The following is a 22,433-nucleotide window of genomic DNA, read 5'->3' on the forward strand; positions in this document are numbered from 1 at the left end:
TACATCCAACCTGCTTTGTGTCGCGGCATGACTGTCGTGGGGCCCCCCGTGTGGGGGCCCCCCCCGCCCCCGGGCGCGCCCCTTGCGTACGTAAAGCCCCGGCGCCGCCCGCGCGTAGCGGCCGCGTGGGGCTCCGGCCCCGGCCCACGCGTAGCGGCCGCGTAGAGCTCCGGCCCCGGCCCACGCCGAGGGCTCGGCTCAGTCCATCAGAGGCTCGGCTCAGTCCATCAGACAGGACGCGCCGAGCAGCACCTTGAGGTCGCCGAAGAGCGCCGGGCCGGCCGTGACATGGTGCCGGTCGAGCCGCAGCACGGTGGTCTTCCGGGTGCCTTGGAGCCGGATCCGCACCTCCGTGGAGCCGCGGTGGTGACCGAGCACCTCGCCGAGCTTCTCCACCAGCGGCGGGGTGACCTTCGCCGCCGGAATGGTGATCGTCACCGGGGCGTTGGCGGAGGCTTCCGACACATCGGGGACCATCAGCTCCATCGCGACGAGCCGGGGCACGTCCTCCCGCTTGTCCAGGCGGCCCTTGACGAAGACGACCGCGTCCGCGACGAGCTGGGCGGACACCAGCTGGTACGTGGCCGGGAAGAACATGCAGTCGATGGAACCGGCCAGGTCCTCGACGGTGGCGATGGCCCAGGCGTTGCCCTGCTTGGTCATCTTCCGCTGCAGGCCGGAGATGATGCCGCCGATGGTGACGGTCGCGCCGTCGGAGTGCTCGCCACCGGTCAGCTGGGAAATCGCGGCGTCGGCCTTGTCGTTCAGGACGTGCTCGATGCCGAACAGCGGGTGGTCGGAGACATAGAGGCCGAGCATCTCGCGCTCCTGCGCCAGCAGATAGGCCTTGTCCCACTCGATGCCGGAGAACTCGACGTCGAGCCCGAAGCCGGGCGTGTCGTCACCGGCGTCGTCGTTGTTCATTCCGCCGAAGAGATCGAACTGACCCTCGGCCTCCTTGCGCTTGACCTGAACCACATTGTCGATCATCGGTTCGTAGTGCGCCGCGAGTCCCTTGCGGGTGTGGCCCATCTCGTCGAAGGCGCCCGCCTTGATCAGCGATTCGACGGTCCGCTTATTGCAGGCGATCGCCTCGACCTTGTCGAGGAAGTCGGGGAAGGAGCTGTACTTCCCTTTCGACTTTCGGCTGTGGATGATCGAATCCACTACGTTCTGCCCCACGTTCCGAACCGCGGTGAGACCAAAGAGGATCACATTGTCGCCCTGGGCGGTGAAGTTCGCCTCGGACTCGTTCACGTTCGGCGGGAGCACCTTGATGCCCATGCGGCGGCACTCGTTGAGGTAGACCGCCGATTTGTCCTTGTCGTCGCACACCGAGGTCAGCAGCGCCGCCATGTACTCGGCCGGGTAGTTGGCCTTGAGGTACGCGGTCCAGTAGGTGACCAGACCGTACGCGGAGGAGTGCGCCTTGTTGAAGGCGTATCCGGCGAACGGGACCAGCACATCCCACACCGCCTGGATCGCCTCGTCGGAGAAGCCCCGGTCGCGGCAGCCCTGCCGGAAGGGGACGAACTCCTTGTCGAGGACTTCCTGCTTCTTCTTGCCCATCGCGCGGCGCAGCAGATCGGCCTGTCCCAGCGAGTAGCCCGCGAGCACCTGGGCGGCCTTCTGCACCTGCTCCTGGTACACGATGAGGCCGTGGGTGATGTCGAGGACCTCCTTCAGGGGTTCCTCGAGCTCCGGGTGGATCGGCGTGATCTCCTGCTGCCCGTTCTTCCGCAGCGCGTAGTTGATGTGCGAGTTCATGCCCATCGGGCCCGGCCGGTAGAGGGCCGAGACGGCGGAGATGTCCTCGAAGTTGTCGGGCTTCATCATGCGCAGCAGGGAGCGCATGGGGCCGCCGTCGAACTGGAAGACGCCGAGGGTGTCACCGCGGCACAGCAGCTCGTAGGTCTTGGGGTCGTCCAGCGGCAGGCTGAGCAACTCCAGGTCGACGCCCTTGTTGGCCTTCACCATCTTGACGGCGTCGTCCATGATCGTCAGGTTGCGCAGGCCCAGGAAGTCCATCTTGAGCAGGCCGAGCGACTCGCAGGTCGGGTAGTCCCACTGCGTGATGGTGACGCCGTCGGAGTGCCTGACCCAGACCGGGATGTGGTCGGTGATCGTCTCGCTGGACATGATGACGCCCGCGGCGTGCACGCCCATCTGCCGGACCAGGCCCTCGACACCGCGCGCGGTGTCGATGACCTTCTTCACGTCCGGCTCGCATCCGTACATCCCGCGGACCTCGCCCGCCTCGCCGTAGCGCGGGTGCGAGGGATCGGTGATCCCGGAGAGCGGGATGCCCTTGCCGAGGGCGTCGGCGGGCATCGCCTTGGTGATCCGGTCGCCCATGGCGTACGGGTAACCCAGCACCCGGGCCGAGTCCTTGATCGCGTTCTTGGCCTTGATGGTGCCGTAGGTGCCGATCATGGCGACCTTGTCGGCACCGTATTTCTCGGTGACGTACCTGATCACCTCGGCGCGCCTGCGCTCGTCGAAGTCGATGTCGACATCGGGCATGGAGACGCGCTCGGGGTTGAGGAACCGCTCGAAGATCAGCCCGTGCTGGATCGGGTCGAGGTCGGTGATGCCCATCGCGTACGAGACGATCGAACCGGCCGCGGAGCCACGGCCCGGGCCGACCGCGATGCCGTTGTTCTTCGCCCACATGATGAAGTCCGCGACGACCAGGAAGTACCCCGGGAACCCCATCTGGATGATGATGTCCATCTCGTACTCGGCCCGCTTCTGCCGGTCCTCGGGGACGCCGCCGGGGTAGCGGCGGGCCATGCCGCGCCTGACCTCCTCCTGGAACCAGCTGACCTCGGTGTAGCCCTCGGGCACGTCGAACCGCGGCATCAGGTCGCGCTTGGCGAACCAGCCGGAGGTGTCGATCTGCCGGGCGACGAGAAGGGTGTTGGCGCAGCCCTCCTGCCAGGCGTCGGAGGAGTCGATGGCGTACATCTCGTCCGTCGACTTCAGGTAGTAGCCGGTGCCGTCGAAGCGGAATCGGTCGGGGTCGGAGAGGTTCTTGCCGGTCTGGATGCACAGCAGCGCGTCGTGGGCGCTCGACTCGTGCACATACGTGTAGTGCGAGTCATTGGTGACGAGCGGTGGGATGCCCAGCTTCCTGCCGATCTCCAGCAGGCCGTCCCTGACCCGGCGCTCGATCTCGATGCCGTGGTCCATCAGCTCCAGGAAGTACCGCTCCTTGCCGAAGATCTCCTGGAATTCCGCGGCCGCCCGGAGCGCCTCGTCGAACTGGCCGAGCCGCAGCCTGGTCTGCACCTCACCGGAGGGGCAGCCGGTGGAGGCGATCAGACCTGAAGAGTGCGCGGCGATGACCTCCTTGTCCATCCGCGGCCACTTGGTCAGCCAGCCCTCCTTGTACGCGTCCGAGGAGAGCCGGAAGAGGTTGTGCAGCCCGGTCCTGTTGCCCGCCCAGATCGTTTTGTGGGTGTAACCACCTGAACCGGACACGTCGTCGCGCTCCTGGTGCGGCTGGCCCCACTGGATGCGCCGCTTGTTCCGCCGCGCCTCGGGCGCGACATACGCCTCGATCCCGATGATCGGTGTGATCCCGGCGCCGGTCGCCTGCTGGAAGAAGTCGTACGCCCCGTGAAGGTTGCCGTGGTCCGTCATGGCGATGTGCGACATGCCCATCCCCTGACAGGCCCTGAAGATGTCCTTCAGCCGCGCCGCACCGTCCAGCAGTGAGTACTGGGTGTGGACATGCAGGTGCGTGAACGGCGGCCTGGCCACGGCGGGGGACCTCCAGAGAACGGTCGACGACGGGTGTTGCAGGTCGGGCGACGGCGCTCCGCATCCACGGTGTTCCGCTGGACCGGAGTCCGGACGGGCGATGTGAATTCTACGGCTGTGGACTGACAACCGACGGGCACCTATGGGTGGCCTCACGCGTTACCGCAAGGGATCGTGTCCTCGCCGCGCAGACTCGGCGGCGAGGGAAACCCGTCCGTTCCGTCCAGCACCAGGAGGCCCACCGCGATGTCGTCCCAGCAGGCCCCGGCCGCCCAGGCCGAGCAGCGCGGCGAGCACATTCTCGCCGTCTTCGACACCGCCTTCGGCCAGTTGCTGGCCGCCGATCCGGCCGCCTTCCGGGTCAAGTTCCGGAAGATGGCGGCCTCGGCCTTCGCCTTCTACCGCGGCACGGCCTGCCTGTTCTACTCCGATGTCGCGGAGGAGGGGGACGGCGGCCCGTACCTGGACGACCGTACGTCCCGGGTGTGGATCCACGGCGATCTGCACGCCGAGAACTTCGGCACGTACATGGACGCCAACGGCCGGCTGATCTTCAACGTCAATGACTTCGACGAGGCGTACGTGGGCCCCTTCACCTGGGACCTCAAGCGCTTCGCCGCCTCGGTCGCCCTGATCGGCTACACCAAGGCGCTCAGCGACGAGGTGATCACCGCACTGGTGCGGACGTACGCCACCGCCTACCGCGAGCGCATCCACGGGCTGGCCGCCGGCGCCAAGGACGACGAGGTGCCGCCCTTCACCCTGGACACCGCCGGCGGCCCACTGCTCGACGCGCTGCGCGACGCCCGCTCCCTCACCCGCTTCGGGCTGCTCGACTCGATGACCGAGATCCGTGACTTCGAGCGCCGCTTCGCACCGGGCGGCGGCGCGATCGAGCTGGACGCGGCGACCCGCTACAAGGTGCTGGCGGCCTTCGACGGCTATCTGGAGACGCTGCCGGAGTCCAGCCTGACCCGGCCCGACTCCTACCGGGTCAAGGACGTCGTCGGCCGCCGCGGCATCGGGATCGGCAGCGCGGGCCTGCCCTCGTACAACATCCTGTTGGAGGGCAACAGCGACGCCCTCGAGAACGATGTCGTGATCTATGTGAAGCAGGCGCAGACCCCGGCGGTCTCCCGGCACATCACCGACAGGCGGGTCCGCTCGTACTTCCAGCACGAGGGGCACCGCACGGTCATCTCGCAGCGGGCGCTCCAGGACCACGCCGACCCGTGGCTGGGCTGGACCGAGCTGGACGGCTCCGGCCAGCTCGTCGCGGAGGTCTCGCCCTACGCCGTGGATCTCGACTGGTCCGACATCGACGACCCGGACGAGATCTCCGAGGTCATCGCGGACCTGGGCCGGGCCACCGCCACCATGCACGCGGCGGCGGACGACGAGAGCGGCCACTCGCTGGTCCCGTTCTCCACGGAGCGGGCGATCGACGCGGCCATCGCGGCCGACGAGGACGGCTTCGCGGACCTGCTGGTGGACTTCGCGCACTCCTACGGTGCGCAGGCGCGGTCCGACCACCAGACGTTCGTCGACCTGTTCCGTAACGGGCGCATCCCCGGGGTGTGAGCGGGAGGGCCCGCTCCCGGGCACTCGGGCACTCGGAGCGTGCCCTTTTAAGCACCTCTTACCTGCGCTCATGGCACACTCTCCGGCGATGGACATATCAGGGATACCTCTGCGGGCACTGCGTGCGGCGCTGTTCACAGCGCTGTGCGTGACGCTGTCCGCTGCCTCCCATGTCCTGCTGTCGGGCGTCCCGCTGCCGGTCACCACGGTCGCCGCACTCACCGGCTGCGTGTTCGTGATCGCGTACGCGCTGGCGGGGCGGGAGCGCGGCTTCGGCGCCATCGCAGGACTGCTCGTACCGCTCGAGCTCGCCGCGGACACCGTGTTCACCACCGGCCAGCACGCCTGTTACGGACGGGCCGGGGGCCCGGTCGCGGGTCCGTTGAAGTCGGTGGGGGTGGATCTGCTGTGCAGCGGCGGCGACTTCGGTACGCCGCTCGCCCGGATGGCAAGCCGTGACAGCGCCGCCGACCTGCCGCAGATGGCCGGTGCCCCGGCCGCCCCCTGGCTGCTGCTGGCCGCCCATGTCGCGGTCGGCCTCGCCGCCGCGGCCTGGCTGCGCCGCGGTGAGACGGCGCTCGTCAGGCTGCTGCGCGCGGTCGCCGGGTCCGCCTTCCGGCCCCTGCTGGTCGCGGTGGCCTCGATCACCACCGGCGCCGAGCCCCCGGGGCGCCCGTGCCGACCGGTACGCCGGGTGCGCACGGCCCGTATGCACCCGATGCTCGCCCACTCCGTGGCACGGCGCGGACCGCCGTGCTCAGCAGCACTCTGAGATCCGACCCTCTCAAAGCACTCTGAGCACAGCAGCCCCATCTACACACCACGGAGCAGGAACACCATGAGCAACCGCAACAGCCAGGCGAACAAGCAGGCGGCACGCGAGCGCATGCGGGAGGAGCGTGCTCGCCAGGCGAAGAAGGACAAGATCCGCAAGCAGCTGCTCGTCGCCGTCTCGATCGTCGGAGTTCTCGCGATAGCCGGCGGCGTGGGCGTGGCCGTCACCCAGTTGGGCAAGGAGAACAACCCCGACAAGGAGTGGAAGACCGCCGCCAAGAAGAAGCCGTTCGCCAAGCCGGCCAATAGCTCGGGCGCCAAGGGCACCACCGTCGTCATCGGCAAGAAGGACGCCAAGAACACCCTCGAGGTGTTCGAGGACCTGCGCTGCCCGGTCTGCGCGACCTTCGAGCAGAACACCGGCGAGATGGTCACCAAGGACATGAAGGCCGGCAAGTACAAACTGCAGTTCACCATGGGCGCGTTCCTCGACGAGGCCGATCAGATCCGGGGAGCGGGCTCGAAGAACGCCCTCAGCGCGCTGGGCGCCGCGCTGAATGTCAGCCCCGACGCCTTTCTCGAATACAAGACGGCCCTCTACTCCCTGAAGAACCACCCGGACGAGCGGGAGGACGAGTTCGCCAAGGACGCGAAGCTTCTCGAGGTGGCTCAGGAGGTCAAGGAGCTGAAGGGCAACAAGGCCTTCGAGAAGGCGGTGGAGAAGGGCACCTACGACCGGTGGGCGCTGGCGATGAAGGACCGCTTCAAGGCGACGGAGGACGTGACCGGCACTCCGGCCTTCAAGCTCAACGGGACGGTGATGGTCGTCGAGGGCGCGCAGGAAGGTACCCCCATCACCACGCCGGAGCAGTTCACCGCGGCCTACGACAAGGCGCTGAACGCAAAGAAGTAGTGCCATCCGGCCGACGGGCGGGCGAACTTCCTGAATTCGCCCGCCCGTTCGGCATACCAGTCAGTAATCTGATCGGCCGTGACCGATCTTCTCCCAGACACCACCACTCGCCGCACGGTCGTCAAGGCCGCTGCCGCCTCCGCCGCTCTCATCCCGCTCGCCACCGCGCCCCGCGCCGTGGCGGCCGAGGCGGCCCCCGCCTACCTGCACGGTGTCGCCTCCGGCGACCCGCTGCCCGACGGCGTGCTCCTGTGGACCCGTATCACGCCCACCGCCGAGGCCATACCCGGCTCCGGCAAGGGCCCCTCCGTCAAGGTCGGCTGGCAGATCGCCGAGGACAAGTCGTTCGGCAGGGTCGTCGCCGACGGCTCCACGACTGCCGAGGCCGCCTCCGATCACACGGTGAAGGCCGATGTGCGCGGACTGCGCCCGGCCACCGACTACTTCTTCCGCTTCACCGTCGACGGCGTGCAGTCGCCCGTCGGGCACACGCGCACCGCCCCGGCGCACGACGACGCCGCGCACGCCGTCCGGTTCGGTGTGGTCTCCTGCGCCAACTGGGAGTCCGGCTGGTTCTCCTCGTACCGCCACCTCGCCGCCCGCACCGACCTCGACGCCGTCCTGCACCTCGGCGACTACATCTACGAGTACCGGAGCGGCGAGTACCCGGCGCAGAGGTACGTCGTACGCCCCCACGCTCCGCAGCACGAGATCACCACTCTCGCCGACTACCGCACCCGGCACGGCAATTACAAGACCGACGCCGATCTCCAGGCGCTGCACGCCACGCACCCGGTCGTCGCGATCTGGGACGACCACGAGTTCGCCAACGACGCCTGGTCCGGTGGGGCGCAGAACCACACACCGGGCGCCGAGGGCGAGTGGGCGCAGCGCATGGCGGCGGCCAAGCAGGCCTACTTCGAGTGGATGCCGGTACGGACCTCGACCGCCGGCACCACCTACCGTCGGCTGCGGTTCGGCAAGCTCGCCGATCTCCATCTGCTCGACCTCCGCACCTTCCGCTCGCAGCAGTCGACGGTCGGCAACGGCGGCGTGGACGACCCGGACCGTACGATCACCGGGCGCGCGCAACTGGACTGGCTGAAGGCGGGCCTGGCGTCCTCCGACGCGTCCTGGAAGCTCGTCGGCACCTCGGTGATGATCTCCCCGGTCGCCTTCGGCTCCGTACCGGCCCACCTTCTGGGGCCGATCGCCGAGCTGCTGGGGCTGCCCAAGGAGGGGCTGGCGGTCAATGTCGACCAGTGGGACGGCTACACCGACGACCGGCGCGAACTGATCGCCCATCTGCGCGAACGGGGCATCCCCAACACGGTCTTCCTGACCGGTGACATCCATATGGCCTGGGCCAACGACGTGCCCGTGAAGGCCGCGACGTACCCGTTGTCGGCGTCCGCCGCGACCGAGTTCGTCGTCACATCCGTCACCTCGGACAACCTCGACGACATCATCCATGTCGCGCCGCACACGGTGTCGCTGGTCGCGGCCGCCGCCATCAAGGGCGCCAACCGCCATGTGAAGTGGGTGGACATGGACTCGCACGGTTTCGGGGTCCTGGACGTCACCGCCGAGCGGACGCAGATGGACTACTTCGTCATCTCCGACAAGACCGACCAGGGCGCCACCGCCAAGTGGACGCGCTCCTACCGGACTCGGTCGGGCACACAGAAGGTCGAACGGGCGGACGCGCCCGTTCGCTGAACGACTCTTTCCAGCCACATCCGATCCGTATACGTCGGCTGGGAACGGTCGCTGGGAGTGGTGTGTTCCGGGGCCCACACGGGGACACAAGGGGCACACCACTCACCTCCGCCACGTCGGGCGTTACCGGCGTATCTCAAAGTGCGGGTGTTGTCGGTAGATCTCTCACCAACGCCCCAATTGCCCAGTCGTGTCGATTGGGCCAGTTCCGACCTGCTGAAGATCTGATACCGCCTCGTAATCTCCCGGCACGGCGGGCGGAAATCCCACCCGCCACCGTGTCCGCGAGGAGCCCAGATGCGCACAACGGCCCACATATCCCCGCGTCTTCGCAAGCGCTTCATCGGCACCGCCCTGGTGGCGGGCGCCCTGGCTTTCACCCCGCTGCCGGCCACCGCCGGAGTGGCGAGCGCGGCCAAGGCGCCGGCCGGAACCTCGGCCGAGAAGTGCGCGGACGGCAGCTCGGCGAGCGCGGCGGCCCGGGTGGCGCACCCGGAGAGCGAGCACGGGAAGCCCGGTGCGCACGAGCCGGGCGAGGTCACCAAGTCCGAGGCCAAGGCCATGGACAGAGAGCTGCAGCGAAGAGTCGCGACGCTCCGCAAGTCCCCCCAGGGCCGGCTGCTCGCCGCCAAGGCCGCCGCCTCCACCACGGTGCCGGTCTACTTCCATGTCGTCCACGACGGCGACAAGGGCAAGCTCGACGCTGCCGAGATCACCGACCAGGTGAACGTCCTGAACGCGGCGTTCGCGGGTCAGGGCGACGGCAACACCCCGAGCCAGTTCAAGTTCAAGCTGGTGAAGACGGACTACACCAACAACGCGACCTGGTACAACGGCCTCGAGCCGGACGGCGCCGGTGAGCGTGCCATGAAGACCAAGCTCCGCAAGGGCGGCTCCAGCGCGCTCAACATCTACAGCGCCGACCTGGGCGGCGGTCTGCTCGGCTGGGCGACCTTCCCCGAGTGGTACCCGGACGACCCGAAGATGGACGGCGTCGTCGTACTCGACGAGTCACTGCCCGGCGGCTCGGCGGCCAACTACAACGAGGGCGACACCGCGACACACGAGGTCGGCCACTGGATGGGGCTCTACCACACCTTCCAGGACGGCTGCACGGAGCCGAACGACTATGTCGCCGACACCCCGGCGGAGGCCGGCCCGGCGTTCGAGTGCCCGGCCGGCCGTGACACCTGTGCGACGGAAGGTCTTGACCCGATCAAGAACTTCATGGACTACACCTACGACTCCTGCATGACGCAGTTCACCGCGGGCCAGGTCGAGCGGATGACCGAGTACTGGTTCGCCTACCGCGCGAGCTGACCTGCGGGTCGGCAACGCCCTGGCCGGCGCAGCCGGCTGAGCCCTGGGGCTGCCGCACACACGCTGTGTGCGGCAGCCCCGGTGCGCGACCGCCGGCCGGCTCCGCCGGGGTGTCGTACTGGGTCGAAAGGGCGGTTCCGGGCTGCCGGATCACGGCAGCGTTCTTGTCGCCGTCCTCGTCGACTGGAGAGCCTCTGTTCGCCGGCCTCGTCCCCGCGACGAGGTGCCGGTAAGGGGGAACAACTCCAGGCAGTAGTCGCGGCACACGCCCTCGTGGAGTTCGATGACGGGCTCACCGGCTCGCACGACATCGCGTGCCCGCATCCCGATCTGGCGCCAGGTGAACGTGTCATCGGGATGCCCCGCGGCCCACTGCACGGCATCCGGCTGGGCAGCTCCGTAGACAACTCCGGCCATCTTCGCCCAGATCGCGGCGGCGGTGCACATGGGGCAGGGTTCGAGCGTCGTGATCAAGTAAGCGCCGGAGAGATACCGGGACCCGGCACGCTTGGCGGCCATCCTGATCGCCACGACTTCGGGATGCGCGGTCGGATCCGTCCCTTCGACGAGTCCGCTCCCCGACGCACCGATGACCTCGCCATTCCTGATGACCATCGCCCCGAGGCCGTAGTTACCGGAGAATGCCGCATCCTTTCCCAGGCTCACGCACTTTCTCATGGCCCACTCGAAGTCGTGGCTCTCCATCCCCATCAGGCAACCCCTTCAATAGAACTCTCTTCACGCGCCAAGAGCTGCTTCCCACAAATTCTTCTGTCCGCTTCCTCTGTCGCCCGCTCGACCCAGAGGGAGCCGTCGTTCTCCACTATCCAGTAATCATGGCTACGAATATCGATGCACCGCACGACTATCCGCTCCGCATACAATCGGGCGAGCTCTCGCATTCTTTCGATCACCGCATCGAGTTCACCGGGCGAGAAGGAGAACTCTCCTTTTTCACGGGCGCGCCCTCTGGCCACGACAGGGATGAAGCTTATCTTTCCCGCCCCGACTTCACAGGCAAACTCGATCATTTCCGCCATGAGTTTTGCGGAGACGGGTGTGACCACGCAGTTCACCGAAAGTCTTATCTTTCGGCCGACCACCGCCGCCATGTTCTCCCGTACGGCGTCGAAGGACCTGCGCCGGAGAATGGCATCGTTCTCCCGGGATGGCCTGTGCACACTGAATTTGAACTCCCCGCCGACCTCTGCGCAGGCACCCATGACGCGCTCGGGCACCGCTATCCCGTTCGTGATGACCACCGGTCGGGGGCCGGCGGCGGCCACAGCCCTGATGATCTCCGGGAGGTCGTCGCGTACGGTCGGCTCGCCGCCCGACAGCTTCAGGGAACGGACCCCGTTGCGAGCGAAGAAGCGGGCCATCCGGCCGATGTCGTGCACCGAGATCTCGGCGCGGCTCGTCGGCGGGGCCTGGCAGAACGAACACGCGGCGTTGCACCGCCGCGTCACGCGTACACAGATCGACTCGGGTAACTCCTCAGCCAGTCCCGGCACCTGCCGTCTCCGTTTCTGTGGAGAGCTCCAGTTCTGTGGAGAGCTCCAGCATGTTGAGCACGTGCGACATCTGCTCCGCGAACCTCTGCGCGTAGTCGAGGCTGGTCCGAACGCGGGCGTGGGAGTCCGGGCCCTCCGGCACCACCTCCGTGCCGTAGAAGACGATGACGCCGTGCGGCGGACGATCCGGGGCGTGGCTGTTGGTGAGCACGTCCAGCCGTAACACCGGGCAGGCGAGCACCCAGCGCTGCGCCGGCTCGATCATGCGGCCGACCTCGGGGTCGTACCAGTCGCTGTGCTCGACCGGCAGCTCCGCATAGAGCGGTACGCGCTCCCTGAATGCCTGCCCGCTGATGATTTGCGGCGTATCGACATAGATGCGCGTGAACCCGAACTCGCGCGGCATGCTGATGTTCAATACCGCGAGGTCACGGTCCTGTCTGATGTAGTAGCGCCCGTCATGATCTTCTTCCGCCACAAAATACCGCGCATTGCACGGGATGTGCAGAGTCTTCGAGATCAACTCACAGACGATGTCCAGGGTGTTCTCCAGGAGTCTTCGCTGACGCTGCTGAAGCAGCAGGTATCGCTGCCTGAATTCGTCCCGTTCCAGCATGGCCCACCTCCGGGTAGCGCTTTCACCGGCGACCAGGGAGCAGATTCCTAACGCCAGTAATAAGTTACTCCAGCGTAATCGTAGCAGTGAAGTCAGATAGTCGACGTTCGAAATCGCATCTGTGAAGACGTTGACCCAAAGGCCTATGAGCACCGCAGAAGTGACCGAGGCAAGCAGTCTCATGGAAGCCATCAGACGCAGCATCGTCACCCCCGAATCGACTCAACGAGTGCAGCACTCGCCGCGTCACCCCGCCAGAGCGCATGTCGGCATCAGGCCAGCACCCTGCCCGGCGGCTCCGACCACCCCGGCAACTCCCGTACCGGAACATGATGGTGACGGGGCGGGTGGCAGCGCCGGGCCGGCGGACACGGCAGGGGGATTTTCGGCCGTTCCCCCTCGCGTCGCCCTTGCTCACGCCTAGCCTGACCAGGTGGATCGGGCACGGACAGTGTCCGCATATGTACACACGGCACAGGGCGCGGGCGGGTCTGCGACAGCGACGGGGACGACAGACGCCGTTGGAGCTCTCGGTGAGTGTGGGGTGGCGGGAAATGGCCGATACGGAACTGGCGCAGGGCAGCGCCCACTCGGAGGGCGGCGGCTACGCGACGAGCCGGGTCGCCTCAGTGCGGCAGGGGCGGCGCCTCACGGCCTCGAGGCGCCTCACCACCTCTGCAGGTCCTGGAGGAACCCCAGCGCCACCGACCAGGTCGTATTCGCCGCCTCCGCGTCGTAGTCCGGCAGCTCCGGGTCGGTGAAGATGTGCCCCGCGCCCGGGTAACGGTAGACCTCCACATCCGCCCCCGCTCGCCGCATCCGCAGGTACCAGGCGTTCAGCCAGTCATGCGGCTCGAAGGGGTCCGGGTCCGCCACGTGCAGCTGCACCGGCAGATCGTCGGCAGAGGCGTCCTCCGCGAGGTCCGAGGTGCCGTGCAGGAGCAGCAGCCCGCGCGCCTTCTCGTCCGCGAGAGCGAGGTTCTGGGCGATGGAGCCGCCGAGCGAGAAGCCCGCGTAGACCAGCCCCCGGTCCGAGAAGGGGGCCGCCGCCGCGACCGCCCGCCGCAGCAGTTCGTCCTTGCCGATCTCGTCCTTGATCATCATGCCTTGCTCGACGCTGTCGGCCGTCCGCCCCTCGTAGAGGTCCGGTACGTGCACCTCGTGACCGGCCGCGCGCAGCCGCTCGGCGGCCTCCTGTACGGCGGGACGCAGCCCGTAGGCCGAGTGGAACAGGACCATCGTGCTGGTCGACGCCACGGTTTTCACTTCTCCCTCGCTGAATCGCACTTCTCACATCGTGCCAGCTACGGTCGTGGGTACGCGGACCGGCGTAACCGTTGAGAGGAGCTGAGGAGTACATGGAGGACGTGCTGCGTCCGCTCATAGTGATCGGTGGGACGGTCGCGCTCACACTCGTCGTCGGCTGGTTCGTCGACGAGGTGCTGCGCAGAACCGACGCCCGTCACCCGGAGACGCCGTTGTGGGGCCTGCTCCGCCGCTGCCGCCTCCCCCTCTTGCTGGTGCTGAGCGCCGCCCTGCTGCGCGGCAGCTACGACCAGGCGTACCTCGCCCGTAACCACACCAAGGCCATCGGCCAGGTGCTCACACTGGTGCTGATCGGGGCGGCGGCCTGGCTGGTGGTGCGTATCGCCGCGGCGATCGTGGAGTCCTCGTACTCCCGCTACGCGACCGCGACGCGCGATCCGGCGCGTCTGCGACGTGTGCGGACCCAGGTGACGCTGATCCAGCGCGTGGTGAGCGCGATCGTCGGAGTGGTGGCTGCCGCCGCGATGCTGCTCACCTTCCCCGCGATGCGTACGGTCGGCACCTCGATGCTGGCCTCCGCCGGTGTGCTCGGCATCGTCGCGGGTATCGCCGCCCAGTCCACGCTGGGCAATCTCTTCGCCGGGCTGCAGATCGTCTTCGGCGACATGGTGCGGATCGGCGACACGGTCGTGGTGGACGGCGAGTGGGGCACGGTCGAGGAGATCACGCTCACCTTTCTGACCGTACGGACCTGGGACGAGCGCCGGATCACGATGCCGGTGTCGTACTTCACCGGCAAGCCGTTCGAGAACTGGTCGCGCGGCGGGCCGCAGATGACCGGCACGGTCTTCTTCCAGCTCGACCACTCGGCGCCGGTCAAGGCCATGCGGGAGAAACTGCACGAGATCGTGCAGGACTGCGCGGCATGGGACGGGCGCGACTGGGGCCTCGCCGTCACCGACACCACGCCGAGCACGATCGAGGTGCGCGCGCTGGTCACCGCGCGGGACGCGGACGCGGTGTGGACGGTGCGCTGCGAGGTCCGCGAACGGATGGTGGCCTGGCTGCGCGACGAGCACCCGTACGCGCTGCCGCGGATCGTCACGGCGACGGCGGACCCGGCTTCGGCCCCGGCTCCGGCTCCGGCTCCGGCTCCGGCGGGGAACCCGGAACCGCAGGACGAGGTGCCACAGCGGGACCGCGGCCCCGCGGACGCGATGGGCCGCTGAGCACGGGCAGTCCGGCGGCCTGCCACCGGACTGCTCCTGCGTCCCCCGGGCGCTGCGCGCGCGTGCATCCCCGGCGCTTGGGGCGCCCGTATCGTCCAGTCGTCCCGAGCGCGGCCGCCGAGTCAGCGGCCGCGCTCGGCACCGCCGTTGACCTGGATCACCTGGGCCGTGATGTGCGCGGCGGCCGGTGAGGCCAGCCAGTGGAGTGTTTCGGCGACGTCCCCGGGGTGGCCCGCCCGGCCGGTGAGGGTCTCGGCGATGAGCTCGCGGCGCCGCTCCTCCGGCATGGGCTCGGCGTAGATGTCGGTCTCCTCGATGTAGCCGGGGGCGACGAGGTTCACGGTGATGCCCCGCGGCCCGAGGTCCCGTGCCAGGGCGAAGGCGTACGGATGCAGCCCGGCCTTGGCCGACGCGTACGCACGGGAGCCGGAGCCGCGGAGGGCTGCGATGGAGCTGAGGAACAGCACCCGGCCGCCCGGGGAGGCGACGTGGTCGCGGAGCGCCTCGGTGAGCAGCACCGCGGTGAGCACATTGAGCCGGAAGTTGAGCGCCCAGTCGTGTGCCGCCTCCGCGAGCGGCTCGTCGCTGTGCAGGGCCGGTTCCAGTGCGCCGGTGCCGCCCGCGTTGTTGACGATCACATCGATGGCCCCGAAGCGATCGCACGCGAACTCGGCGGCCCGGCGCACCTGCTGCGGGTCGGTCAGATCGGCGGGGCAGGCGACCGCCCCGGGTACCTCCGCCACCGCCTTGTCGAGCACGTCGGCGCGCCGCCCGATGAGCACCACCTGATCGCCGTCCCGCGCGAAGGTCCTGGCAGTGGCGAGCCCGATTCCCGTACCACCACCGCTGACGACGACTGTGCGCGACATGGGCCAACTCCCTCGCTCGGGAAGATCAGGAATCCGATCCTACGGCGAGGCATCGCACAGGCTGCGCAGATCGAGCCGGAGCCGCAACCCGGACCGCATCCGCCGGGCCGGGTGCCGGAGCGAAGGTCAAGGCAGGGGTCGGGGCGCCGGCTAGGCGGTCAGGCACTCTCCGCCCGGACGATGTCCAGGGCGTTCTGCAGGTCGTCCGGGTAGGTGCTCTCGAACTCCACCCAGCTTCCGTCCGACGGGTGCTCGAAGCCCAGCTTGACCGCGTGCAGCCACTGCCGGGTGAGCTTCAGCCGCTTGGCGAGCGTCGGGTCGGCGCCATACGTGAGGTCACCGACACAGGGGTGGCGGTGTGCGGTCATGTGTACCCGGATCTGATGGGTGCGGCCGGTCTCCAGCTTGATGTCGAGCAGGCTGGCGGCGCGGAACGCCTCGACGAGGTCGTAGTGAGTGACGCTCGGCTTGCCCTCGGCGGTCACGGCCCACTTGTAGTCATGGGTGGGGTGACGGCCGATGGGGGCGTCGATGGTGCCGCTCAGCGGGTCCGGGTGGCCCTGGACGAGGGCGTGATAGCGCTTGTCGACCGTGCGGTCCCGGAACTGGTTCTTGAGCCGGGTGTACGCGCGCTCCGACTTCGCGACGACCATCAGACCGGAGGTGCCGACATCGAGTCGGTGCACGATGCCCTGGCGCTCGGAGGCGCCGGAGGTCGAGATCCGGTAGCCGGCGGCCGCGAGCCCGCCGATGACGGTCGTTCCCGTCCAGCCGGGGCTCGGGTGGGCGGCGACACCGACCGGCTTCATGATCACAACGATGTCGTCGTCGTCGTGGACGATCTCCATGCCCTCGACGGGCTCGGCGACGATCTGCACGGGCGGGGCGGCCTGCGGCAGCTCCACCTCGAGCCAGGCGCCGCCGCTCACCCGGTCGGACTTGGCCGCGACACTGCCGTCGACCTGGACCTTCCCGGCGGCGGCGAGCTCGGCGGCCTTGGTCCGGGAGAAGCCGAACATGCGGGCGATCGCAGCATCGACGCGCTCGCCCTCCAGGCCGTCGGGTACGGGCAGCGTGCGGATATCGGGAAGGGTGTTCACCCGTCGAGTATGCCGGACCTCCGGAGGCGACTCGTACGCCAGTCCTCAGGGTCCCTCCGCGAACCGCCCGTGCCCCGCCCGCAGCCCAGCCGGAGCCCACCCGGGTCAGTCCTTGTGGACCTTGCCGTCCGGGTCCAGACCCCGGAAGGAAAGGATCACGATCAGGAAGCCGCCGCAGACGATCGCCGAATCGGCGAGATTGAAGACCGCGAAGTGCGAAGGGGCGATGAAGTCGACCACCGCGCCCTGGAAGACACCGGGTGACCGGAAGATCCTGTCGGTGAGGTTCCCCAGCGCACCGCCGAGCAGCATGCCGAGCGCGATGGCCCACGGCACGCTGTACAGCTTGCGGGCGATCCGCGCGATGACCACGATCACCGAGGCCGCGATGATCGTGAAGACGATGGTCAGGGCCTCACCGATGCCGAACGCCGCACCGGCGTTCCGTACCGCCTCGAGCCTCAGCAGATCGCCGAGGATCTCGATCGGCGCGTGGTGCTCCAGCTTCGCCACCACGATCATCTTGCTGATCAGATCGAGGGCATAGGCGGTCGCGGCGACCGCGATCAGCACCGCGATCCGCCGTTTTCCCCTGGGCGCGGGCTCCTCTGCCTGCTCCGGCTCCGGTTCCGCCCCCTCAACGCCTGGAGTACCGATGGTCCGCTCCGCCTCTGCCACGTCAGTCCCTCAGTATCTGTCGGGGCGGGCCGGGCCGCCTGACTGAACTGAGGACGAGGGTACGGCACACACGTGCGGATGGTTCAGCGGCGCTCCTGCCGCTGTTTGCAGTCGACGCACAAGGTGGCTCGCGGGAACGCCTGCATCCGCGCCTTTCCGATCGGGTTCCCGCAGGACTCGCAGAGCCCGTACGTGCCCGCGTCGAGCCGTGCGAGGGCCCGCTCGGTCTGGAGCAGCATCTCGCGGGCGTTGCTGGTCAGCGCCAGTTCGTGCTCGCGGGTGATGTTCTTGGTGCCGGTGTCGGCCTGGTCGTCGCCCGCGCCGTCGCCGGAGTCCCGCATCAGGCCGTTGATCGCCTCCTCGGACGTGACGATCTCGACGCGCAGACGCGTCGCCTCGCTGCGTAGCTCGGCGCGGGCCTCGGCCACCTCCTCGGAGGACCACGGGGCCTCGCCGGGGCGTACGGCGAGCTCGCCGGGCCCGGGGGCCGTGACGCGGGCCTTCGGAACGGCGGTCGCGGCTCCCGCGGCGGCCGGGACCTTCCCGGCGGCCGTCGCCGCAGCGCGGGTCCTCTTCGTGGCGACCGTCTTGGTCTCCGTCTTCTTCGCGGGCTTGCGGCCGGTGGGCGCGGTTTTCGCGGCCTTCGCGGTCTTCTTCGCCGGGACGGCCTTCTTCGCCGGCACCGCCTTCTTCGCCTGCGTCTTCTTCGCCGTGACCTTCTCAGCCGCCGCCTTCCTGGGCGGTGCCTTCTTCGGCACGGAGTTCTTGGCCGTGGCCTTCTTGGCCACAGAGGCCACGGACTTCTTCGCCGGGGTCTTCTTCACGGCCTTCACGGCCTTCACGGCCGCCTTCTCGGGAGTGGCCTTCTCGGCCACGGTGTTCTTCACCGGCACCTTCTTGACCTGCGCTTTCTTCGTCGTAGCTCTCTTCGCCGCAGACTTCTTGGGCGCAGACTTCCTGGGCGCTGCTTTCTCCCCTGCCGCGGCCACCGTCTTCTTGGCAGCAGCGGGGACTTTCTTCTGGGTGCCCTTATTCGCCTTCGTCGGTGAATGCCCGGGCGTCCCGCCGGCGGATCTGGCGGACGCCGTCCTCTTCACGGCGGTCTTCTTCGCCACCATGGCCGCGGCCCCTTCACATATTGTGACCTTGCACGCGAATCGTGCTGGGACGATAAATCGACTCCACGTCTCCGGCAACGGGGCACGCCGCCCGTCAGGGGGCCGGGGGGTGCCCCCGGGAAGGCCCAGCGGGCGCCTTGCCGGGGTAGTGGGGCAGGCTTGCATCCGTTGTGCCCCGCTGCCCGCCCGGTGAACCCGCCGTGATGCCGGGACCCGGAACAGGTGCCCGCCGAGGACCCCGGACTCGGCTGCTCCGCATGTCGCCATTCGGGTCACGTCCGCCGGCTGCCCGTACCGCGGCCCGGGCGGCCGCGAAACCGGTCGGCCCCGGACGGCCGGGCCCCGTACACTGGGCGAAGCGAAAGGCGTGGAAGGGGACGAGTAACGCCGTACGCAGCCATGAGCGACCCGGGGATGGTGTGAGCCCGGGGGCGTGCGCGACGTGAAGATCACCCCTGAGCCGCCGGAAGAAAGCTCCTCGAGCGAGTAGACCCGGCGTCGTGACCCCAATGAGGGGGCCGAGGGCTCTGCCTGCGGCCAAGGAGGGTGGTACCGCGGGAGCCCGTGCTCTCGTCCCTCCGACGGAACCTATATGTCCGCCGGAGGAAGAGACCCCCGATGACGACGCCGCAGTACCGCCAGGTGCCCGCCCAGGTCGACCTGCCCGCCCTTGAGCACGCCGTGCTCGATTTCTGGCGCGAGAGCAAGGTCTTCGCCCGCAGTCTCGAACAGTCCGCGGGGCGGCCGGAGTGGGTCTTCTACGAGGGCCCGCCGACCGCCAACGGAATGCCCGGTGCCCATCACATCGAGGCCCGCGTCTTCAAGGACGTCTTCCCGCGGTTCAGGACGATGCGGGGCTACCACGTCGGCCGCAAGGCCGGCTGGGACTGCCACGGTCTCCCGGTCGAGCTCGCGGTGGAGAAGGAGCTCGGCTTCAACGGCAAGAAGGACATCGAGGCCTACGGGATCGCGGCGTTCAACGCGAAGTGCCGTGAGTCGGTGACCCGGCACACCGATGCCTTCGCCGAGCTCACGACCCGTATGGGCTACTGGGTCGACCTGGACGACGCCTACCGCACCATGGACCCCGAGTACGTCGAGAGCGTCTGGTGGTCCCTGAAGGAGATCTTCAACAAAGACCTCCTGGTCCAGGACCACCGCGTCGCCCCTTGGTGCCCGCGCTGCGGCACCGGCCTCTCCGACCACGAGCTGGCGCAGGGCTACGAGACGGTCATCGACCCGTCCGTCTTCGTCCGCTTCCCGCTGACCTCCGGCCCGCTGGCCGGCGAGGCGGCGCTGCTGGTCTGGACGACCACTCCCTGGACGCTGGTGTCCAACACTGCGGTCGCCGCCCACCCGGACGTCAGGTACGTGGTCGCGACGAACGGCGCGGAGCGGCTCGTCGTCGCCGAGCCGCTCCTGGAGAAGGCCCTCGGCGAGGACTGGGAGATCACCGGCCGGACCTTCACCGGCGCCGAGATGGAGCGCTGGACGTACGACCGCCCGTTCTCCTTGGTCGACATCGAGGACGCGCACTTCATCGTCAACGCCGAGTATGTGACGACCGAGGACGGCACCGGTCTGGTCCACCAGTCCCCCGCCTTCGGCGAGGACGACCTCAAGGTCTGCCGGGCGTACGGGCTCCCGGTGGTCAACCCGGTCCGCCCGGACGGCACCTTCGAGGAGGATGTCCCCCTCGTCGGCGGCCAGTTCTTCAAGAAGGCAGACGAGGCCCTGGTCGCCGATCTCCAGCAGCGCGACCTGCTGTTCCGGCACGTCCCGTACGAGCACAGCTATCCGCACTGCTGGCGCTGCCACACCGCGCTGCTCTACTACGCACAGCCCTCCTGGTACATCCGCACCACCGCGATCAAGGACGCCCTGCTGCGCGAGAACGAGCGCACCAACTGGCACCCCGAGGCTGTCAAGCACGGCCGCTTCGGCGACTGGCTGAACAACAACATCGACTGGGCGCTCTCCCGGAACCGCTACTGGGGCACCCCGCTGCCCATCTGGCGCTGTGAGGAGAACCACCTCACCTGCGTGGGCTCCCTCTCCGAGCTCACCGAGCTCACCGGCACCGACCAGTCGGCCCTCGATCCGCACCGCCCGTACATCGACGCGATCACCTTCGGCTGCACGGCGGACGGCTGCTCGCTCACCGCGACCCGCGTACCCGAGGTCATCGACGCCTGGTACGACTCGGGCTCGATGCCCTTCGCGCAGTGGGGCTATCCGTACCGCAACAAGGACGCCTTCGAGAAGCGCTACCCGGCGCAGTTCATCGCCGAGGCCATCGACCAGACCCGCGGCTGGTTCTACACGCTGATGGCGGTCGGCACGCTGGTCTTCGACAAGTCGTCCTACGAGAACGTGGTCTGCCTCGGCCACATCCTCGCCGAGGACGGCCGCAAGATGTCCAAGCACCTGGGCAACATCCTGCAGCCGATCCCGCTCATGGACGAGCACGGCGCCGACGCGGTCCGCTGGTTCATGGCGGCCGGCGGCTCCCCTTGGGCGGCCCGCCGTGTCGGCCACGGCACCATCCAGGAAGTCGTCCGCAAGACGCTTCTGACCTACTGGAACACGGTGGCCTTCCAGGCCCTGTACGCCCGTACGTCCGGCTGGGCGCCGAGCGGCTCCGACCCGGCCCCCGCCGACCGCCCGCTCCTGGACCGCTGGCTCCTGAGCGAGCTCAACGCGCTCACGGACCAGGTCACCCAGGCCATGGAGTCCTATGACACCCAGCGTGCCGGGAAGCTGCTGTCGGCGTTCGTCGACGACCTGTCCAACTGGTACGTACGCCGCTCGCGCCGCCGCTTCTGGCGCGGGGACCCGGCCGCGCTCCGTACCCTCCACGAGTCGGTCGAGACGATCACCCGGCTGATGGCGCCGATCGTCCCGTTCATCACCGAGCGGGTCTGGCAGGACCTGGTCGTCCCGGTCACCCCGGACGCCCCCGAGTCGGTCCACCTCACCACCTGGCCGGTGGCGGATACGTCCCTGATCGACCCGACGCTGTCCCGGCAGGTGTTGCTGGTGCGCCGCCTGGTGGAGTTGGGGCGGGCGACGCGTGCCGAGTCGGGCGTGAAGACCCGCCAGCCGCTGTCCCGCGCTCTGGTCGCGGCGGCCGGCTTCGACTCACTGGACGCCGAACTCCGTGCCCAGATCGCCGAGGAGCTCAACGTGAGCGGCCTGGCGTCGCTCTCCGAGGTCGGCGGGTCCCTGGTGGACACCACGGCCAAGGCCAACTTCCGCGCCCTGGGCAAGCGCTTCGGCAAGGGAGTCCAGGCGGTGGCCAAGGCGGTCGCGGACGCCGACGCCGCCGCGCTGTCGGTGGCCCTCCGCGAGGGCACCGCCTCGGTCGAGGTGGAGGGCGAGACGATCGCTCTCTCCCCCGAGGAGGTCATCATCACCGAGACTCCGCGCGAGGGCTGGTCGGTCGCATCGGACGCGGGCGCGACCGTCGCCCTCGACCTGGAGATCACCCCTGAGCTGCGCCGAGCGGGCCTGGCACGGGATGCGATCCGGCTGATCCAGGAGGCCCGCAAGAACAGCGGCCTGGACGTCGCCGACCGGATCGCCCTGCGCTGGCAGGCGGCGGACCCGGAGACGGACGCGGCGCTCTCCGAGCACAGTGAGCTGATCGCCGACGAGGTGCTGGCCGTGGATCTCGACCGCGGTGAAGGGGACGCTGATTACGGTGACCCGTTCACCGACGCATCGCTGAGCCTCACCTTCCGCCTCCGCAAGGCCGAGGAGTAGGACCGCCTGTTCCCGGTGGCCCGTTCCCGGTGGTGCCGGGAACGGGCCCGGGGCAACCGCGCCGCAGCTCCCCGGCCGTCGAACCACAGCAGTCGAACCGCAGCCGTCACAAAGGGCCGGGCGCCCGGGCAAGTTTCCCCGGGCCCCGCCCAAGATCTGCCGACCGCTCAGCCCCCACCCCAAGCGCGCCCCCCTCAGTTGTAGTA

The 22,433-nt window shown here is 68.7% G+C and carries 16 protein-coding genes; 7 read left to right on the forward strand and 9 right to left on the reverse strand.

Annotated features, from left to right (window positions below):
• Positions 1-219: 219 nt before the first annotated feature.
• Positions 220-3,765, reverse strand: coding sequence for a DNA polymerase III subunit alpha (dnaE, locus tag ABZW18_RS30200; RefSeq protein WP_356193596.1), 3,546 nt, complete (start codon positions 3,763-3,765; stop codon positions 220-222).
• 246 nt (positions 3,766-4,011) lie between these two features.
• Here dnaE and ABZW18_RS30205 point away from each other — a divergent pair, with 246 nt between their 5' ends.
• From ABZW18_RS30205 to ABZW18_RS30225, 5 genes are all read left to right on the forward strand, one after another.
• On the forward strand, positions 4,012-5,346 hold the full coding sequence (locus ABZW18_RS30205; protein ID WP_356193598.1) for a DUF2252 domain-containing protein: 1,335 nt from the start codon (positions 4,012-4,014) through the stop codon (positions 5,344-5,346).
• A gap of 88 nt (positions 5,347-5,434) precedes the next feature.
• A complete protein-coding gene (locus ABZW18_RS30210; protein ID WP_356193601.1) occupies positions 5,435-6,118 on the forward strand; it encodes a hypothetical protein in 684 nt (227 codons plus the stop codon).
• A 66-nt stretch (positions 6,119-6,184) separates the two neighbouring features.
• A complete protein-coding gene (locus tag ABZW18_RS30215; protein ID WP_356193603.1) occupies positions 6,185-7,033 on the forward strand; it encodes a thioredoxin domain-containing protein in 849 nt (282 codons plus the stop codon).
• Positions 7,034-7,111: 78 nt separating this feature from the next.
• Positions 7,112-8,752, forward strand: coding sequence for an alkaline phosphatase D family protein (locus tag ABZW18_RS30220; RefSeq protein WP_356193605.1), 1,641 nt, complete (start codon positions 7,112-7,114; stop codon positions 8,750-8,752).
• Positions 8,753-9,049: 297 nt separating this feature from the next.
• Complete coding sequence (locus tag ABZW18_RS30225; RefSeq protein WP_356193607.1) at positions 9,050-10,072, forward strand: zinc metalloprotease; 1,023 nt, start codon at positions 9,050-9,052, stop codon at positions 10,070-10,072.
• 150 nt (positions 10,073-10,222) lie between these two features.
• On the opposite strand, the gene ABZW18_RS30230 is transcribed toward ABZW18_RS30225, so the two are convergent.
• From ABZW18_RS30230 to ABZW18_RS30245, 4 genes are all read right to left on the reverse strand, one after another.
• Positions 10,223-10,783, reverse strand: a complete 561-nt coding sequence (locus ABZW18_RS30230) for a nucleoside deaminase (RefSeq protein WP_356193609.1) — start codon at positions 10,781-10,783, stop codon at positions 10,223-10,225.
• Positions 10,783-11,586 carry a radical SAM protein gene (locus ABZW18_RS30235; protein ID WP_356193611.1) on the reverse strand — a complete coding sequence of 268 codons (804 nt, stop codon included), beginning with the start codon at positions 11,584-11,586 and terminating at the stop codon, positions 10,783-10,785. The genes ABZW18_RS30230 and ABZW18_RS30235 overlap by 1 nt, the downstream gene beginning before the upstream one ends.
• Entirely contained in the window at positions 11,570-12,385 is an 816-nt protein-coding gene (locus ABZW18_RS30240) for a hypothetical protein (RefSeq protein ID WP_356193614.1), read from the reverse strand. Before ABZW18_RS30240 ends, ABZW18_RS30235 begins: the two co-directional genes overlap by 17 nt.
• Before the next feature lie 483 nt (positions 12,386-12,868).
• On the reverse strand, positions 12,869-13,441 hold the full coding sequence (locus ABZW18_RS30245; RefSeq protein ID WP_356193630.1) for a dienelactone hydrolase family protein: 573 nt from the start codon (positions 13,439-13,441) through the stop codon (positions 12,869-12,871).
• Between the two features lie 119 nt (positions 13,442-13,560).
• Here ABZW18_RS30245 and ABZW18_RS30250 point away from each other — a divergent pair, with 119 nt between their 5' ends.
• Complete coding sequence (locus ABZW18_RS30250; RefSeq protein WP_356193617.1) at positions 13,561-14,697, forward strand: mechanosensitive ion channel domain-containing protein; 1,137 nt, start codon at positions 13,561-13,563, stop codon at positions 14,695-14,697.
• A 122-nt stretch (positions 14,698-14,819) separates the two neighbouring features.
• Here ABZW18_RS30250 and ABZW18_RS30255 read toward each other — a convergent pair whose 3' ends face one another.
• The 4 genes from ABZW18_RS30255 to ABZW18_RS30270 form a co-directional block, all read right to left on the reverse strand.
• Positions 14,820-15,566 (reverse strand): SDR family oxidoreductase, encoded by a 747-nt coding sequence (locus ABZW18_RS30255; RefSeq protein WP_356193619.1) that lies wholly within the window; start codon positions 15,564-15,566, stop codon positions 14,820-14,822.
• Between the two features lie 158 nt (positions 15,567-15,724).
• Positions 15,725-16,666, reverse strand: a complete 942-nt coding sequence (locus ABZW18_RS30260; RefSeq protein WP_356193621.1) for an RluA family pseudouridine synthase — start codon at positions 16,664-16,666, stop codon at positions 15,725-15,727.
• Between the two features lie 105 nt (positions 16,667-16,771).
• Positions 16,772-17,344, reverse strand: coding sequence for a signal peptidase II (lspA, locus tag ABZW18_RS30265; RefSeq protein ID WP_356193623.1), 573 nt, complete (start codon positions 17,342-17,344; stop codon positions 16,772-16,774).
• 83 nt (positions 17,345-17,427) lie between these two features.
• A complete protein-coding gene (locus ABZW18_RS30270) occupies positions 17,428-18,462 on the reverse strand; it encodes a TraR/DksA C4-type zinc finger protein (RefSeq protein WP_356193626.1) in 1,035 nt (344 codons plus the stop codon).
• Between the two features lie 618 nt (positions 18,463-19,080).
• Here ABZW18_RS30270 and ileS point away from each other — a divergent pair.
• On the forward strand, positions 19,081-22,227 hold the full coding sequence (gene ileS, locus ABZW18_RS30275; protein WP_356193628.1) for an isoleucine--tRNA ligase: 3,147 nt from the start codon (positions 19,081-19,083) through the stop codon (positions 22,225-22,227).
• Positions 22,228-22,433: the final 206 nt, after the last annotated feature.

This window comes from Streptomyces sp. NPDC004647 (assembly GCF_040609575.1).
Lineage (GTDB): Bacteria > Actinomycetota > Actinomycetes > Streptomycetales > Streptomycetaceae > Streptomyces.

Bases quoted from the DNA above. Each gene is read 5' to 3' on its own strand.
- ABZW18_RS30230 (WP_356193609.1), bottom strand. From the start codon at position 10,783: ATGGGGATGGAGAGCCACGACTTCGAGTGGGCCATGAGAAAGTGCGTG.
- ileS (WP_356193628.1), top strand. From the start codon at position 19,081: ATGACGACGCCGCAGTACCGCCAGGTGCCCGCCCAGGTCGACCTGCCC.
- ABZW18_RS30245 (WP_356193630.1), bottom strand. From the start codon at position 13,441: ATGGTCCTGTTCCACTCGGCCTACGGGCTGCGTCCCGCCGTACAGGAG.
- ABZW18_RS30205 (WP_356193598.1), top strand. From the start codon at position 4,012: ATGTCGTCCCAGCAGGCCCCGGCCGCCCAGGCCGAGCAGCGCGGCGAG.
- ABZW18_RS30215 (WP_356193603.1), top strand. From the start codon at position 6,185: ATGAGCAACCGCAACAGCCAGGCGAACAAGCAGGCGGCACGCGAGCGC.
- ABZW18_RS30225 (WP_356193607.1), top strand. From the start codon at position 9,050: ATGCGCACAACGGCCCACATATCCCCGCGTCTTCGCAAGCGCTTCATC.
- ABZW18_RS30250 (WP_356193617.1), top strand. From the start codon at position 13,561: ATGGAGGACGTGCTGCGTCCGCTCATAGTGATCGGTGGGACGGTCGCG.
- ABZW18_RS30270 (WP_356193626.1), bottom strand. From the start codon at position 18,462: ATGGTGGCGAAGAAGACCGCCGTGAAGAGGACGGCGTCCGCCAGATCC.
- ABZW18_RS30255 (WP_356193619.1), bottom strand. From the start codon at position 15,566: ATGTCGCGCACAGTCGTCGTCAGCGGTGGTGGTACGGGAATCGGGCTC.
- ABZW18_RS30210 (WP_356193601.1), top strand. From the start codon at position 5,435: ATGGACATATCAGGGATACCTCTGCGGGCACTGCGTGCGGCGCTGTTC.
- ABZW18_RS30240 (WP_356193614.1), bottom strand. From the start codon at position 12,385: ATGAGACTGCTTGCCTCGGTCACTTCTGCGGTGCTCATAGGCCTTTGG.